The organism is Bartonella sp. W8122 (genome assembly GCF_016102485.1).
In the GTDB taxonomy this organism is placed as follows: domain Bacteria; phylum Pseudomonadota; class Alphaproteobacteria; order Rhizobiales; family Rhizobiaceae; genus Bartonella; species Bartonella apihabitans.
Map to the genome: position 1 here is coordinate 1,724,796 of NZ_JACFOO010000001.1, position 14,736 is coordinate 1,739,531.

Annotated in this window: 16 protein-coding genes; 11 read left to right on the forward strand and 5 right to left on the reverse strand. The window is 45.5% G+C overall.

Annotation, left to right across the window (positions count from 1 at the left end; translation table 11 throughout):
* The first annotated feature begins 11 nt into the window (after positions 1-11).
* Positions 12-1,313, forward strand: a complete 1,302-nt coding sequence (purB, locus tag H3S83_RS07500) for an adenylosuccinate lyase (RefSeq protein WP_077971625.1) — start codon at positions 12-14, stop codon at positions 1,311-1,313.
* A 142-nt stretch (positions 1,314-1,455) separates the two neighbouring features.
* Positions 1,456-2,004 carry an alpha/beta hydrolase gene (locus tag H3S83_RS07505; protein ID WP_077971626.1) on the forward strand — a complete coding sequence of 183 codons (549 nt, stop codon included), beginning with the start codon at positions 1,456-1,458 and terminating at the stop codon, positions 2,002-2,004.
* A gap of 66 nt (positions 2,005-2,070) precedes the next feature.
* Here the strand turns inward: H3S83_RS07505 and H3S83_RS07510 are convergent, their stop codons facing one another.
* A complete protein-coding gene (locus H3S83_RS07510; RefSeq protein ID WP_077971628.1) occupies positions 2,071-2,391 on the reverse strand; it encodes a DUF1476 domain-containing protein in 321 nt (106 codons plus the stop codon).
* Positions 2,392-2,597: 206 nt separating this feature from the next.
* Here H3S83_RS07510 and purC point away from each other — a divergent pair, with 206 nt between their 5' ends.
* From purC to H3S83_RS07550, 8 genes are all read left to right on the forward strand, one after another.
* Positions 2,598-3,362: a phosphoribosylaminoimidazolesuccinocarboxamide synthase gene (gene purC / locus H3S83_RS07515; protein WP_077971630.1), complete on the forward strand. Its 765-nt coding sequence runs from the start codon at positions 2,598-2,600 to the stop codon at positions 3,360-3,362.
* A gap of 61 nt (positions 3,363-3,423) precedes the next feature.
* Positions 3,424-3,663, forward strand: a complete 240-nt coding sequence (gene purS / locus H3S83_RS07520) for a phosphoribosylformylglycinamidine synthase subunit PurS (protein WP_077971633.1) — start codon at positions 3,424-3,426, stop codon at positions 3,661-3,663.
* Positions 3,664-3,681: 18 nt separating this feature from the next.
* Positions 3,682-4,350 (forward strand): phosphoribosylformylglycinamidine synthase subunit PurQ, encoded by a 669-nt coding sequence (gene purQ / locus H3S83_RS07525; protein WP_198239322.1) that lies wholly within the window; start codon positions 3,682-3,684, stop codon positions 4,348-4,350.
* A complete protein-coding gene (locus H3S83_RS07530) occupies positions 4,347-4,748 on the forward strand; it encodes a hypothetical protein (protein ID WP_198239323.1) in 402 nt (133 codons plus the stop codon). The genes purQ and H3S83_RS07530 overlap by 4 nt, the downstream gene beginning before the upstream one ends.
* Positions 4,749-4,800: 52 nt before the next feature.
* Positions 4,801-7,008 carry a phosphoribosylformylglycinamidine synthase subunit PurL gene (gene purL / locus H3S83_RS07535; protein WP_198239324.1) on the forward strand — a complete coding sequence of 736 codons (2,208 nt, stop codon included), beginning with the start codon at positions 4,801-4,803 and terminating at the stop codon, positions 7,006-7,008.
* Between the two features lie 63 nt (positions 7,009-7,071).
* A complete protein-coding gene (locus H3S83_RS07540; RefSeq protein ID WP_077971639.1) occupies positions 7,072-7,305 on the forward strand; it encodes a BolA/IbaG family iron-sulfur metabolism protein in 234 nt (77 codons plus the stop codon).
* A 101-nt stretch (positions 7,306-7,406) separates the two neighbouring features.
* Complete coding sequence (gene grxD / locus H3S83_RS07545) at positions 7,407-7,739, forward strand: Grx4 family monothiol glutaredoxin (RefSeq protein ID WP_077971641.1); 333 nt, start codon at positions 7,407-7,409, stop codon at positions 7,737-7,739.
* A 72-nt stretch (positions 7,740-7,811) separates the two neighbouring features.
* Complete coding sequence (locus H3S83_RS07550) at positions 7,812-9,092, forward strand: multidrug effflux MFS transporter (RefSeq protein WP_198239325.1); 1,281 nt, start codon at positions 7,812-7,814, stop codon at positions 9,090-9,092.
* A 229-nt stretch (positions 9,093-9,321) separates the two neighbouring features.
* Here the strand turns inward: H3S83_RS07550 and ttcA are convergent, their stop codons facing one another.
* The 4 genes from ttcA to H3S83_RS07570 all read right to left on the reverse strand — a co-directional run bounded on the left by ttcA (position 9,322) and on the right by H3S83_RS07570 (position 12,985).
* Positions 9,322-10,155: a tRNA 2-thiocytidine(32) synthetase TtcA gene (ttcA, locus tag H3S83_RS07555; protein ID WP_198239326.1), complete on the reverse strand. Its 834-nt coding sequence runs from the start codon at positions 10,153-10,155 to the stop codon at positions 9,322-9,324.
* Positions 10,156-10,236: 81 nt separating this feature from the next.
* Complete coding sequence (gene rpsD, locus H3S83_RS07560; protein WP_075870585.1) at positions 10,237-10,854, reverse strand: 30S ribosomal protein S4; 618 nt, start codon at positions 10,852-10,854, stop codon at positions 10,237-10,239.
* A 501-nt stretch (positions 10,855-11,355) separates the two neighbouring features.
* Positions 11,356-12,162: a glutamate racemase gene (gene murI, locus H3S83_RS07565; RefSeq protein WP_078039584.1), complete on the reverse strand. Its 807-nt coding sequence runs from the start codon at positions 12,160-12,162 to the stop codon at positions 11,356-11,358.
* Position 12,163: 1 nt separating this feature from the next.
* On the reverse strand, positions 12,164-12,985 hold the full coding sequence (locus H3S83_RS07570; RefSeq protein WP_198239327.1) for an RNA methyltransferase: 822 nt from the start codon (positions 12,983-12,985) through the stop codon (positions 12,164-12,166).
* Between the two features lie 908 nt (positions 12,986-13,893).
* Here H3S83_RS07570 and map point away from each other — a divergent pair.
* Entirely contained in the window at positions 13,894-14,724 is an 831-nt protein-coding gene (gene map, locus H3S83_RS07575) for a type I methionyl aminopeptidase (RefSeq protein WP_077971647.1), read from the forward strand.
* Positions 14,725-14,736: the final 12 nt, after the last annotated feature.

Below are 14,736 nucleotides of genomic sequence, written 5' to 3' on the forward strand. Positions count from 1 at the left end.
GGAACTCGATCATGATACCGCGTTATTCCCGTCCTGAAATGGTCTCCATCTGGTCGCCAGAAACAAAATACCGCATCTGGTTCGAGATTGAGGCACACGCTTGCACGGCATTAGCCAAACTCGGTGTTATTCCGGAAGAAGCTGCAAAAAATATCTGGGAAAAAGGTAGCAACGCAAAATTCGATGTCTCCCGTATTGAGGAGATTGAAGCTGTAACAAAACATGATGTTATCGCTTTTTTGACGCATCTTGCCGAATTTATTGGACCTGATTCGCGTTTTGTCCATCAGGGCATGACTTCTTCCGATGTGCTCGACACCACGCTCAATGTTCAACTGATGCGCGCCTCCGATATTTTGATCAAAGACATGGACGAGTTGCTTAAAGCTCTTAAAAAACGTGCCTTTGAATATAAAGACACGGTCATGATCGGTCGCAGCCACGGCATTCATGCAGAACCGACAACTTTCGGGCTTAAATTGGCATTTGCCTATGCTGAATTTTCACGCTGCCGCGCGCGGCTTGTCGCTGCAAAAGAAGAAATTTCTACCTGTGCCATTTCCGGTGCTGTCGGGACATTTGCTAATATCGACCCGCGTGTTGAAGCCTATGTCGCCGATCAATTGGGTATGCGTCCCGAACCGATCTCGACGCAAATTATCCCGCGTGACAGACATGCTATGTTTTTTGCAACACTCGGTGTTATTGCTTCATCTATAGAACGTCTGGCAATTGAAATTCGGCACTTGCAAAGAACAGAAGTTCTTGAAGCCGAGGAATATTTCTCCCCCGGCCAAAAAGGGTCATCTGCAATGCCCCATAAACGCAATCCGGTTCTTTCAGAAAATCTCACCGGGCTTTCCCGCATGATACGTTCTTTCGCTTTTCCTGCCATGGAAGATGTTGCTCTTTGGCATGAACGCGACATTTCCCATTCCTCCGTGGAGAGATTTATCGGTCCGGATGCCACTATAACTCTTGATTTCGCATTGGCACGGCTTACTTCGGTTATTGATAAGCTGCTCGTCTATCCTGAAAATATGATGAAAAACCTTAACAAGTTTCATGGTTTGGTGAATTCGCAACGCGTACTTCTGGCTCTGACACAAAAAGGCGTTAGTCGCGAGGATGCGTACCGGATTGTTCAGCGTAATGCCATGCAGGTCTGGGAACACGGGAAAGATTTTCTTCAGGAACTTCTCGCTGATCCTGATGTCCGTCGCGTTTTGAGCGAGGAAGAAATTCGCGAAAAATTCGATCTCGGATACCATACAAAACATGTTGATACGATTTTCCACCGGGTTTTCGGATAGATTTTATGGTATTAATTCACATAATACATGGCTGTCGCCAATCAGAAATCGGCAAAGTTGTATGATCTGATCTGTCTGATCGTCCAATTGCCTATTTAATGGTTACGGTTGATCAGTCGCGATTTTATCAAGAGGTCGTTGGATGAGGGTAAATGAGGTTGATATCCTAATTGTTCCCGGTTATCAGGGCTCCGGTCCTGATCATTGGCAAACACGGTGGGAGCAAAAGCTTTCAACCGCCCATCGTGTCGAGCAGGCCGAATGGTCGAAACCCGTTCGTGAAGACTGGACTCGGGAATTAATCAAGGAAGTTGAAGCAGCTCAAAAACCTGTTGTCATTGTCGCCCATTCACTCGGCGTCCCCACATCTATCCTTTCGGTTCCTTTTCTTGGTAAAAAAGTGCGGGGTGCTTTTCTCGTTGCTCCACCTGACGTGGCAAATCCCGATATTCGTCCAAAGCACCTTATGACATTTGGACCCTACCCGCGTGACCGCTTGCCGTTTCCATCAATCGTTATAGCCAGTCGCAATGACGAATATTGCGATTTCGCCGTTGCCGAAGATATTGCGAAAGACTGGGGCTCTTTATTTATTGATGCCGGTGAAGCCGGTCACATAAATTCTGCTTCGGGTTACGGTCCGTGGCCGGAAGGCCTTATGGTCTTTTCCCAGTTTCTGGGAAAGCTTTGAGATGAAAAAAATTTGCCGGGTCAAAAGCCCGGCAGCTGAATAGATGGATGAGATTGACAATTCCACTCAAGCGTTTCGAACACGCTCCAAAGATTCTTCTAGAAGTTGCGCCATTTTCTTGCGTAGGTCGGTTTCGCTAATTGCAACATTGGTAGCTTGAAAATCATGGACAATTTTCTCGATAACCGCTTCCTCGTTCCCACGCTGGAATGAGGTTCTGACGACTTCTTTGGCGTATTCATCGGCAGCTTCGCCGGTTTTACCAAGACGGTCAGCAGCCCAAAGGCCGATCATGCGGTTGCGCTGTGCATTCGCTTTGAAACGAAGCTCCTCGTCGATCATATATTTATGCTCGAAAGCATCCGCACGTTCTTTCATCCCGTCCATGAGAATCTCTCCTAATTTTTGCCATGATCCGGCTTGTCGGGATGTTCTTGCAACATTTAAATCCCGTTAGCAATAGTATACTGTAAATTAACTTGTATCAAAGCGGGAAATTTTGGTGTCTATCGACAAGAGATGATTGTGAAATACGCGGAATTGAGTTAGGGAAACATCAAGCTAATTTATCCGGTTAATTTAAGGAAAAAGCCATGAACCGTCGTAATCGCGTCTATGAAGGCAAAGCAAAAATTTTATATGAAGGGCCCGAGCCGGGCACTTACATCCAGTTTTTTAAGGATGATGCTACCGCGTTCAATGCGAAAAAGCATGAAATTATTGACGGTAAAGGAGTTTTGAACAACCGCATATCGGAATATATTTTCACTCAGCTTGCACGTATCGGTATTCCGACACACTTTATCAAACGCCTCAACATGCGCGAACAGCTCATCAAAGCTGTTGATATGGTGCCACTCGAAGTTGTTGTTAGAAATGTTGCCGCCGGCTCTTTGTCGAAACGGCTCGACATCGAAGAAGGCACCCCCCTCCCCCAATCAATCATCGAATTTTACTATAAAAAAGACAAGCTTGACGATCCGATGGTGTCCGAAGAACATATTACTGCCTTCGGCTGGGCTACTCCTGCCGAACTTGAGGACATTATGCAACTTTCCATAAGGATAAACGACTTTTTGACCGGCTTATTCGTCGGTGTCGGTATTGAGCTTGTGGACTTCAAAATGGAGTTTGGCCGGTTGTGGGAAGGTGACGTTATGCATATTGTGTTGGCAGACGAAATTTCACCTGATTCTTCACGCCTTTGGGACATCAATACCAAGGAAAAAATGGACAAAGACCGCTTCCGTCGCGATATGGGCGGGCTGATCGAAGCCTATCAGGAAGTTGCAAAACGGTTGGGAATCATGAATGAGAATGAACAACCCCGACCAAATGGTCCTGTTCTTGTAAAATAGTTCATCGGGCGGCTTTCTGGGCCGCCTTACCTTTTTGGCAAAAGAAATGCAGGAATAAATGATGAAAGCGCGCGTAACCGTCACCTTAAAGACAGGCGTTCTTGATCCACAAGGTAAAGCCATTGTCGGCGCTTTGGATAGCCTTGATTTCAAAGGCATCGAGTCCGTCAGGCAGGGCAAAATTTTTGATATTGTGCTTAACGATCTCACCGAAGACGAGGCAAAAAAACAGCTGACAGCAATGTGTGAACAACTGCTCGCCAATACAGTCATCGAGAATTATCGGATAGAACTTCTCTAATCGGAAACGGATATTGTAATGAAAACGGCTGTTATCCAGTTACCCGGACTAAATCGCGACCGCGATATGATTGACGCTCTCCGTTTGATTACCGGCGTAGAGCCTTTAAAGATCTGGCAGACAGAGACGACAATTCCCGATGTCGATCTTATCGTTATCCCCGGTGGCTTTTCTTACGGAGATTATCTTCGTTGTGGAGCAATTGCCGCGCGCATGCCGGTTATGAAAGCGGTGTTCGAACATGCGGAAAAAGGGACAAAGATTATCGGTGTCTGCAATGGTTTCCAAATTCTGGTTGAAGCCGGATTGCTTCCCGGTGCGTTGATGCGTAATGCCTCTTTGCGATTTGCTTGCCGCGAAGTCAAACTCCAAATTGTAAACGAGAAAACAGCATTTTCAAACGCCTATCATAAAGGCGAAATCATACGTTGTCCTGTCGCCCACCATGACGGTAACTATTATGCCGATAAAGATACTATCGAGCGACTGGAGGGGAACGGACAGGTTGTATTTCGCTATGCCGAAGGGACAAATCCGAATGGATCAATCAATGATATTGCCGGTATCATCAATGAAAAGGGCAACGTCCTGGGTTTGATGCCACATCCGGAAGATTTGATCGAACCCGCCCATGGCGGAATGGACGGAAAAAGACTGTTTATTAGCGCATTAGGACTTGCAGCATGAAAATCAAATATCTAGCGAGTTGTTCGCTTTTATCCGTTATGTTAGCGCTCGTAGCCTGCACTGAAAAAGTTGGTCCGGGAAATATCGAACTTGCTAGCGGCGAACCGGCATTAAAGACCATGGAACGCGTGGCGCTAACGGCCAATCGTTGCTGGTTCAAATCGAATAAATCCGAATTCAGGCGCTATGGTTTTGAACCGGAATTGCAGTCATATTCAGGTCGCCCGCGCATGCTGATCGTTCCCAAAAACACACCCGGTGGCAAGCCGATTCTAGTTGTTGAAGCTGAGGGTAATCCTGCAAGGGTTTCCGTTTATGGTCCGCTTATGGCAACCACTCATGGCAATGCTATAGCCGAGGACATCGACCGCTGGGTCAAAGGCGATAACCAGTGCTGATTGAAAATTTTTTAGCGATGCTGAAAATAAACTTGTTTGATGGAGCCAATCAATGAGCGTGAAGAACGACATTGCCATTACACCCGAACTCATTGCTGCACACGGGTTAAAGCCCGACGAATATGCGCGTATTCTCGAGCTTGTCGGTCGTGAACCATCGTTCACAGAACTCGGAATCTTTTCGGCAATGTGGAACGAACATTGCTCATATAAATCATCGAAGAAATGGCTCAGAACGCTTCCTACAAAAGGCGATTGCGTGATTCAGGGGCCTGGTGAAAATGCCGGCGTTGTAGACATCGGTGATGGCGAATGCGTTGTCTTCAAAATGGAAAGCCACAACCACCCTTCCTATATCGAGCCATATCAGGGCGCGGCCACCGGTGTTGGCGGAATTTTGCGTGATGTGTTCACAATGGGAGCAAGACCGGTTGCGGCCATGAATGCGCTTCGTTTTGGTTCACCGGATCATCCACGCACGAGACATCTCGTCTCCGGCGTGGTTTCCGGTGTCGGCGGATATGGAAATGCATTCGGTGTACCAACCGTTGGCGGCGAAGTGAATTTTGACAAGAGCTATAACGGAAATATCCTCGTCAATGCATTTGCTGCGGGAATCGCTAAAACCAATGCACTTTTTTATTCCAAAGCCGAAGGTGTGGGGCTTCCTGTTGTTTATCTCGGCGCCAAAACCGGTCGTGACGGTGTCGGCGGAGCGACCATGGCTTCCGCCGAATTTGACGAGACAATTGGTGAAAAACGACCTACTGTTCAGGTAGGCGACCCCTTTACCGAAAAATGTCTGTTGGAAGCGTGCCTCGAACTTATGGCATCGGGTGCCGTCATTGCCATTCAGGATATGGGGGCAGCCGGCCTCACCTGCTCTGCCGTTGAAATGGGAGCAAAGGGCGATCTCGGTATCGAACTTGATCTGGATCGTGTACCGGTTCGTGAAATCAATATGTCAGCTTACGAGATGATGCTTTCTGAAAGTCAGGAACGCATGCTGATGATTTTGAAACCGGAACTCGAAAAAGAAGCCGCTGCAATCTTCAAAAAATGGGGTCTTGATTTTGCTATCGTCGGGAAAACGACTGATGATTTACGCTTCCGCGTTCTTCATCACGGTGAAGAAGTCGCCAATCTTCCCATTAAAAAATTGGGTGATGAAGCGCCGGAATATGATCGGCCATGGGTAAAACCTGTAGAGGCTAAAGAAATAGATATTGCCAATATCCGACAGGTAAATCTGCAGGATGCATTATTGAAACTTCTCTGTTCCGCTGACCAGAGTTCGAAGCGTTGGGTCTATGAGCAATATGATACCCTTATTCAGGGAAATAGTCTGGTGCGCCCGGGCGGCGATGCCGGTGTTATCCGTGTCGAGGGAAATACCCATAAGGCACTTGCTTTTTCTTCCGATGTTACACCGAGATACTGTCAGGCTGATCCATTCGAGGGCGGTAAACAAGCTGTTGCCGAATGTTGGCGTAATCTCTGTGCAACCGGTGCCAAACCGCTTGCCTGTAGCGACAATTTGAATTTCGGCAACCCTGAAAAGCCTGAAATTATGGGCCAGCTTGTCTATGCAATCAAAGGTATTGGTGAAGCATGTAAAAAGCTTGATTTTCCGATCGTATCCGGAAATGTTTCACTTTACAATGAAACCAATGGCGAGGGCATATTGCCTACCCCCACAATGGCAGGTGTCGGTCTGATCGAGGATTGGCATAAGATGGCAAAAATTGATGGAATGAAAGACGGAGATCTTATCATTCTCGTTGGTGATTGTGGCTCCCATTTAGGACAATCAGTTTATTTACGCGATATTTTGGGCAAAGAGGAAGGTACCCCTCCCCACGTTGATCTTGACAAAGAAAAGAAAAATGGTTGTTTCATCAGAAAATTGATAACAGCCGGAATGATCACCGCTTGTCATGACCTTTCTGATGGCGGCTTGGCAATTGCTCTGGCGGAAATGGTTATGAAATCGCATCATGGTGTAAGTGCGAAATTAACCGGAAAGACGCCTGCCCATGCAGAACTGTTTGGCGAAGATCAGGCTCGTTACCTGATATCTGTCAATGCTGATAAATATGCTGCTGTTGAAGAACAAGCCAAAAAAGCCGGCGTAAAACTTACCAATCTGGGTAAAGTGACCGGCCAAGATTTGGTCATTGAAGGACAGATCAAACTCTCTGCCAAACAACTTGAAAATGCCTATGAAAGCTGGTTTCCGGACTTTATGGAAAATAAATAACCAACCGTCGATTAGCTATTCAGCTTATGCTATTCTGACCGAATAAAATATAGGAGATGCATTATGGCAATGGACGCACATGAGATTGAGAAACTCATTCGTGATGGCATTCCCGATGCCAAAGTGACAATCCGCGATTTGGCCGGTGACGGTGAACATTATGCAGCCGAAGTCGTTGCCGAAAGCTTTCGCGGCAAGAACCGTGTACAGCAACATCAAATGGTTTATAACGCTTTGAAAGGCACTATGGGTGGTGTGCTTCATGCACTTGCCCTACAAACCAGTGTACCGGATTGACGCGGACTTTATTGCGAAAGGGCTTGTTTCATTCCCTTTTTAACCATACATATAACTCGATTTTTCGATAGCCTTAACTGGCTTAAACGGAAGGAAAAGAAATGACCGCTGCCCGCGATTTTATTGATAACGAAGTCAAATCCAATGACATTGTGCTGTTTATGAAAGGCACTCCCGGTTTTCCCCAGTGTGGTTTTTCTGGACAAGTGGTACAAATTCTGGATTATCTCGGACTTGACTACAAAGGCGTCAATGTATTGACTTCGGACGAATTACGCCAAGCAATTAAAGACTATTCCAATTGGCCAACCATCCCGCAACTTTATGTAAAGGGAGAATTCGTTGGCGGCTGTGATATCATCCGTGAAATGTTCCAGAACGGTGAATTGCAGAATTTGCTTGAAGAGAAAGGCATAGCTGTTAAAACTGCCTAAATCATATCAGGACTATTGCCATTTTAATCATTGTGCCGGTCTTATGATCGGCACTTTTGTTATAGGGACCCCATGTCACATAATTCGAGCGAACAACAGCACATAGATGCGGTAAAGGCAAATCTTGGCTATAAAGAATTTATAGTCATGATCGCAACACTTATGGCGACCAATGCAATAGCCATTGACATTATGTTGCCGGCAATGACTGACATGTCCCATAGTCTCCGGATGTCAGGGGAAAATGACCAACATTATATTATTTTTTCTTATCTCGTCGGCTTCGGATTATCGCAATTGATATTCGGGCCGATCAGCGACCGCTTCGGCCGGCGCAAGCCTATCATAGCCGGTTTGATATTTTATTCACTTTCATCCGCAGCCTGTGCCTTTGCTCCAAGTTTTGCATGGTTATTGATATTGCGGGCTATTCAGGGAATCGGAGCGGCGGCAACCCGCGTTCTCACAGTTTCCGTTGTGCGTGACATATATGGCGGTCGCCAAATGGCTGAAGTTATGTCCATTGTCATGATGGTCTTCATGATCGTTCCGGTTGTTGCGCCGGCAATTGGGCAAGCAATTATGGTTTTCGGTCATTGGCAATTCATCTTTCTCTTTATGGCATTAGCCGGTACCCTTATCGCTTTCTGGGTTTATTTTCGCTTGCCCGAAACTTTGTATGAGGAACGTCCTCTAACCTTCTCGTCTGTTGGAGAAAGCCTTGTGATGGTCCTCTCAAATCGCGTTTCTCTTTGCTATACGTTGGCATTTTCGATGGCGCTCGGGGGGTTATTTTGCACCCTTAACACCTCACAACAGATTTATGATGGAATTTATCATCTTGGTCCGTGGTTTCCTGCGGCTTTTGCTCTTGTCGCCGCTTTTCAGGCCCTTTCCGCTTTTCTGAACTCGCTATTTGTGGGCCGCTTCGGAATGCGAAAAATTTCCCATTCTCTGTTGTTGATTTTTTGTTTCGCATCATTGATCTGGTTTATCGGCTCGATCTCTGCAGGAGGATCCACTCCATTCATATATTTCATGGTGCTGCTTATCATCATCATGTTTTCCTATGGTGGATTAGGTGCCAATTTCAACTCGCTTGCCATGGAACCACTCGGAAAGGTTGCAGGAACTGCTTCCTCGGTATTCGGCTTTCTGCAAACGATTATCGGTGCAGGACTGGGATTTATTATAGCGCAAAAATTTGACGGTACGACAATTCCGATTGCAGGAGGTTTTTTTCTGCTTTCATGTGGCGCAATCATATTGATACTGATAGCCGAAAAAGGAAGGCTATTTTCCGGAGCCCGCCATAGATCTCATGTAACGCTCATGAATTCAGACAAAGATTGAGCCCGCTATACCGGACAACATCACAAACTTACGATAGAACCGCTTGTCTTCTGCTGTTTCAGAATTGGCTTTCAGTTGTTTCTTAAAAGCAAATAAAACTATCCCTGTTCCAACATATTAAAGCCGGATAGTTTTATTGTCTTATGTCGGAAAAAGACCTATTCGATCTTTATTTTCCGCCGGCTCCATAACCGAAAGATAAGTGTTAAGGAGTGGAATAAAAACATACTTAAAGACCACTGAAATCGAAAAGCTTCTTGTCCAACAAGTGGCTTGGACGAACATTTGTCAATGCACGTATCATCGTGTCTTTTCGACCGGGCATTTTCTTTTCAATATCATTCAGCATATGTTTCATTGCATTGCGCTGAAGACCGTCCTGACTGCCACAAAGGTTGCACGGAATAATCGGGAACTGCATGGCTTCGGCAAATTTTGCGAGATCTTCTTCCGCTGCATAGACAAGCGGCCGCAAAACCAGCATATCTCCCTCGTCATTTACCAGCTTGCCCGGCATGGCAGCCAAACGTCCGCCGTGAAAAAGATTCATGAAAAACGTTTCCAGAACATCGTCACGATGGTGCCCGAGAACCAAAGCCGAGCAGCCCTCTTCGCGCGCAATCCGGTACAGATTGCCCCGCCTTAATCTTGAGCAGAGCGAGCAATAAGTCTGGCTATTGTCCAATTTTTCAGTGACTATCGAATAAGTGTCCTGATATTCAATCCTGAAGGGAATTCCATAGTGTTTCAAAAAATCCGGTAAAACATTTTTTGGAAATCCGGGTTGCCCCTGATCGAGATTGCAAGCCAAAATATCAACCGGCAATAGGCCGCGCCATTTCAGATCAAGGAGAAGGGCAAGCAATCCATAAGAATCTTTGCCACCAGACAAAGCGACGAGCCATTTCTGCCCCGGTTTAATCATCGAAAAGTCATCCAACGCCTGACGCATATGCCGCAACAAACGTTTTCTGAGCTTATTGAATTCAACAGTTGAAGGAGCATCACGAAATAGCGGATGACAACCATCAACATTATCGTCGATATCATTCAGTGCAACCATTTCACCTTCCTTCAAAAATGTTCTAAAACAAAAACAGGGAGCCGATGGGCTCCCTGCATAAACCGAAAATTTGCTTCACAATTAACGTGAATAAAATTCGACAACCAGATTTGGTTCCATCTGAACAGCATATGGAACATCGGCAAAAGCCGGAATACGTGTGTAGGTTGCCTTCATCTTGGTGTGATCGGCTTCAATGTAATCGGGAACATCGCGTTCCGGCAACTGGGTTGCTTCAAGAACAAGTGCCAATTGTTTCGACTTTTCGCGAACTTCAATTACATCACCGGGCTTGCAACGATAAGATTGAATGTTGGTGCGACGACCATTCACATTCACATGACCATGATTGATGAACTGACGGGCAGCAAAGATTGTCGGAACAAATTTTGCACGATAAACAATTGCATCAAGGCGTGATTCGAGAAGACCGATCAAGTTTTCGCCTGTGTCACCACGACGACGGCCAGCTTCTTCGTAAATGCGGTGGAATTGTTTTTCCGAAATATCACCATAGAAACCTTTCAGTTTCTGCTTGGCGCGCAATTGGGTGCCATAATCGGAAAGCTTGCCTTTACGGCGTTGACCATGTTGACCCGGACCATATTCACGGCGGTTAACCGGAGACTTCGGACGCCCCCAAATGTTTTCGCCCATGCGGCGGTCAATTTTATATTTCGTAGTTTCGCGCTTGCTCATCGCATTTCCTTAAAATTCAATATCGAAACAATATTTTTTGTTTCCGGGAAACGCGCCCTCCTCTGCCCATAAAAATTCATGAACTGACAGGACAAATCGCGCACGCTTTGCGCAAATGTCCACGGGACACGTCGGTTAAAGCTTTATCGTCTACCGAAAAAACTTGTGAGGTTCTTTAATGAAATTAACATTCGAAGTCAAGCGGACAGACCGATATAGGTTGAAAAACAACGCCTATTTTCAGCGATTTTTGGCACGATACAAAACGAAGTTTGTAAATTTCGTTCCAAAAACAATTTTAGGGTCGAAAAATGCGCCTGAATGCAGGTTAAAAAGTTTAAACCGGTTCGGTTGTCGACGTAAATTAGCTGCAATCCGTTAGAGCCCTACGCTTGCCCTTTCTTCAATTTATCGAAGCCAGTCCTAAAGGATACGATCTTGTATCTTGGTCCTCGATTAAACACCGAAATTATGTGGTATCCCGATTTTGAAATTAAATCTTCATTCTTGACCAAGTGGCGTCAAACGCAAACCGAATCCATGAAGCAATCTGTTTGTCGCATAGTCGGTCCTGCCGGAAGTAAAATGGGCAAGATCAAGATGTTCCGTCAGAGTCTGGACTTGGTCGGCATCCGGAAGCAAAGATAATGCACGTTTTGCTACTGCTTCTGCAGGATCTATCCAGTCAACCGGCCACTTTGCATTTTTGCGAAACAGATTGACCAGAAATGGATAATGTGTACAAGCAAGTACAACAATGTCGGTGTGATGGCCGTCTTTCTCGACAAAGCACGGCGCTATCTCTTGTTTCAGAGATGCGCGATCAACCGGCTTTCTTCTTAAATAATCTTCCGCAAAACCGGCCAATTTGGCGCTTCCCACGAGTCTGACGTGACACTTGGAAGCGAAAGAGGAAATGAGTTCATGCGTATAGGCACGTTTGACAGTTCCCGGTGTTGCAAGAACCGATATCAAACCTGAACGTGTTTGTTCGGCGGCAGGTTTTATCGCAGGGACTGTTCCGATAAAAGGCACATCAGGATGGGCACGACGCAAATCCTTTAAAACCAGAGTGGATGCGGTGTTGCAGGCGACAATGCAAAGAATCGGATTATAAAGATTCAATAACTTTGCAAACAGGTCAATAATATGGGATTTGAGCTCATCTTCTTCCCAATTCCCATACGGAAAAGCAGCATCGTCTGCGATATAGATAAATTTTCGATCGGGAATAAAAATACGCGTCTCGCGCAATACTGTAAGCCCGCCGATGCCACTGTCGAAAAACAGTATAGGCCGTTCTGTCATTTTAATTACTATTTTCCTTTGTCCGTTTACGATGGTCCGGCGCCCCCGCCCCGCGCGGCAGTTTGGGTGAAAAATGATCGAGAGAAGAAACAACCCCCCTTAACAGGCGTATTTCCGGCTCGCTGAATGCTGCACGAGTGAGAACCGAACGTAAGTTCTCCACCATGATCTCTTTGCGCTCTTTCGGTCGGAAATACCCGCGAACATCCAACGCTTCTTCCAATTGTTCGAAAAGGCCGTAGAGCGTGGCTTTATGCGCCGGTTCCATTTCCTTGTTACGAAATGCGGTGTCAGTTTCCCGTTCCAAACCGGATTTCATCCATTCATATGACATGAGCAAAACCGCCTGAGCAATATTCAGAGAAGCAAATGCAGGATTGACAGGAAATGTCACAATTTCGTCAGACAGACTGATTTCATCATTATTCAACCCCCATCTTTCCCGACCGAATAAAATGGCAGTATGCTGTCCCGAATTTTCCTTTATCCGCATAGCATCTGCCGCTTCTACTGCGCTCCTTACCGGTTTGAAACCATCACGCTCGCGGGCGGTCGTAGCAAAGACAAAGTTTATGTCAGAAATTGCCTCCCGCAAACTATCGAATACTTGAGCACCGTTGATGATGTGATCTGCTTTGCTGGCAGTGGCTATAGCTTTCTCGTTTGGAAACTCTTCCCGTGGGTTGACAAGCCGCAATTCGGAAAGACCAAAATTCGCCATAGCGCGTGCCACCATACCAATATTTTCCGGCAATTGTGGTTCGACAAGTACAATAACGGGACCACCCGTCATATTTTCTCTTTTCCTATCTGTTCCAGCCATTTCATTTCTTCTTTTATTTTTGATGCGTTTTAATGCGTCTTTCACAGAACCTCAACCAAACATTAACCTTGATCTCGAAAAGAACGACAAATTGCCTTTTTCATGCCTAAATCCGGTCATTTTTGCAGATGATATAAATTTTTATTGAACCTGTGGCTATGGGGGACGAGAAAATGAACATTGAAATTAAAACAACAATCACACTAACAGCAGTTGCTATTATCACAACAATCATGGTTCTTTGCGCCAATATGACCATTAGCGACGTTCTGGCAATTCTCTAACTTTTTTCAGGACAATTGCCTGTCTGGATGTTCATATCCGGTTAAAATATTCCGTGTCTTATTATCAATATCGTTTCACACTACCGATAATAGAGTTTTGCCCGACGGATGATTTCTTCCCGCAAACGTTGTCTCGGTACCATTTTTGATTTTCTAATTCCGTTTTTGATGTCCTAAAATATATTTTTTAATCCCTTTGGCGGTCCTTGTTGACATTTTGTTCAACCTGTCAAATGACTTGATGACTAAGACTTCAATGCGTCAATGATATTTTTTCCGGTTTGAGTCCAGCATCCCTAAACAACTTTTTTCTTGGATTTTAGCCGGTTTTGCAGGGAGCCGCCGGAATTGACGTAAATTTTTCATCGGTAAAAAAGACGTTATCTTAGCGGCCCTCGGCTTTATTATTCCGATAAATAACGTGCAATCATATCGATCACAGATTATGCTTGTTATGATTTAGTGGTAACATGCTGCTTTGAATTCACCTTCGGTAAGATTAGTATCTACCAGTCTCACGAAGGCTTGTTTGAAATAGAAGATCGGAATATCGCTTGTGATATGACATGCAATTAAAGTTGTTCAATGTGCCTGTCATATCAAAAGATAGAAATAGTTAGGCAAATGGTTAGTTACGTCAATTATAAAAATGCACCTGTAAAATACACCGGACAAATTCGTATTTACGATGAAGAAGCCTTCATTGGAATGCGTAAAATTGGGCGGATCGCAGCAGAATGTCTCGATGCACTCGTCGACATCGTCAAACCGGGAGTAACCACTCAGGAAATTGATGATTTTGTGTTCGCATTTGGTGCCGATCGTGATGCTCTGCCTGCCGATCTGAATTATCGTGGTTACACAAAATCCTGCTGTACATCGATCAATCATGTTGTTTGCCATGGAATTCCGGAAAACAAACAACTTCATGCCGGTGATATTGTGAATGTCGACGTAACATTTATCAAAGACGGATGGCATGGTGACACCAGTCGTATGTATCCTGTTGGTCCGATAAAAAGAGCTTCAGAACGTTTACTCGAAGTCACGCACGAATCGCTCATGCGCGGGATTGCGGCAGTTAAACCGGGCGCTACTGTCGGTGACATTGGCGCTGCAATCCAGCGTTACGCCGAGTCGGAGCGTTGTTCTGTCGTACGTGATTTTTGCGGCCATGGTGTAGGACTTATATTCCATGATGCACCGAATATCCTTCATTACGGAAATCCCGGTGAAGGACCAGAATTACGCGAGGGAATGATTTTCACGATTGAACCAATGATCAATCTTGGAAAGCCTGGTGTGAAAATCCTTAATGATGGCTGGACCGCTGTCACTCGTGACAGATCACTTTCCGCACAATACGAGCACACAATGGCAGTCACAAAAGACGGTTGTGAAATTTTCACTCTTTCACAAAATAATACTTACTACGTTCCCGTAACACATTCATGAGCGGGAACCTCA

Coding starts and splice junctions, on each gene's coding strand:
- purB (WP_077971625.1), top strand. CDS start 12: ATGATACCGCGTTATTCCCGTCCTGAAATGGTCTCCATCTGGTCGCCA.
- H3S83_RS07505 (WP_077971626.1), top strand. CDS start 1,456: ATGAGGGTAAATGAGGTTGATATCCTAATTGTTCCCGGTTATCAGGGC.
- H3S83_RS07510 (WP_077971628.1), bottom strand. CDS start 2,391: ATGGACGGGATGAAAGAACGTGCGGATGCTTTCGAGCATAAATATATG.
- purC (WP_077971630.1), top strand. CDS start 2,598: ATGAACCGTCGTAATCGCGTCTATGAAGGCAAAGCAAAAATTTTATAT.
- purS (WP_077971633.1), top strand. CDS start 3,424: ATGAAAGCGCGCGTAACCGTCACCTTAAAGACAGGCGTTCTTGATCCA.
- purQ (WP_198239322.1), top strand. CDS start 3,682: ATGAAAACGGCTGTTATCCAGTTACCCGGACTAAATCGCGACCGCGAT.
- H3S83_RS07530 (WP_198239323.1), top strand. CDS start 4,347: ATGAAAATCAAATATCTAGCGAGTTGTTCGCTTTTATCCGTTATGTTA.
- purL (WP_198239324.1), top strand. CDS start 4,801: ATGAGCGTGAAGAACGACATTGCCATTACACCCGAACTCATTGCTGCA.
- H3S83_RS07540 (WP_077971639.1), top strand. CDS start 7,072: ATGGCAATGGACGCACATGAGATTGAGAAACTCATTCGTGATGGCATT.
- grxD (WP_077971641.1), top strand. CDS start 7,407: ATGACCGCTGCCCGCGATTTTATTGATAACGAAGTCAAATCCAATGAC.
- H3S83_RS07550 (WP_198239325.1), top strand. CDS start 7,812: ATGTCACATAATTCGAGCGAACAACAGCACATAGATGCGGTAAAGGCA.
- ttcA (WP_198239326.1), bottom strand. CDS start 10,155: ATGGTTGCACTGAATGATATCGACGATAATGTTGATGGTTGTCATCCG.
- rpsD (WP_075870585.1), bottom strand. CDS start 10,854: ATGAGCAAGCGCGAAACTACGAAATATAAAATTGACCGCCGCATGGGC.
- murI (WP_078039584.1), bottom strand. CDS start 12,162: ATGACAGAACGGCCTATACTGTTTTTCGACAGTGGCATCGGCGGGCTT.
- H3S83_RS07570 (WP_198239327.1), bottom strand. CDS start 12,985: ATGGCTGGAACAGATAGGAAAAGAGAAAATATGACGGGTGGTCCCGTT.
- map (WP_077971647.1), top strand. CDS start 13,894: ATGGTTAGTTACGTCAATTATAAAAATGCACCTGTAAAATACACCGGA.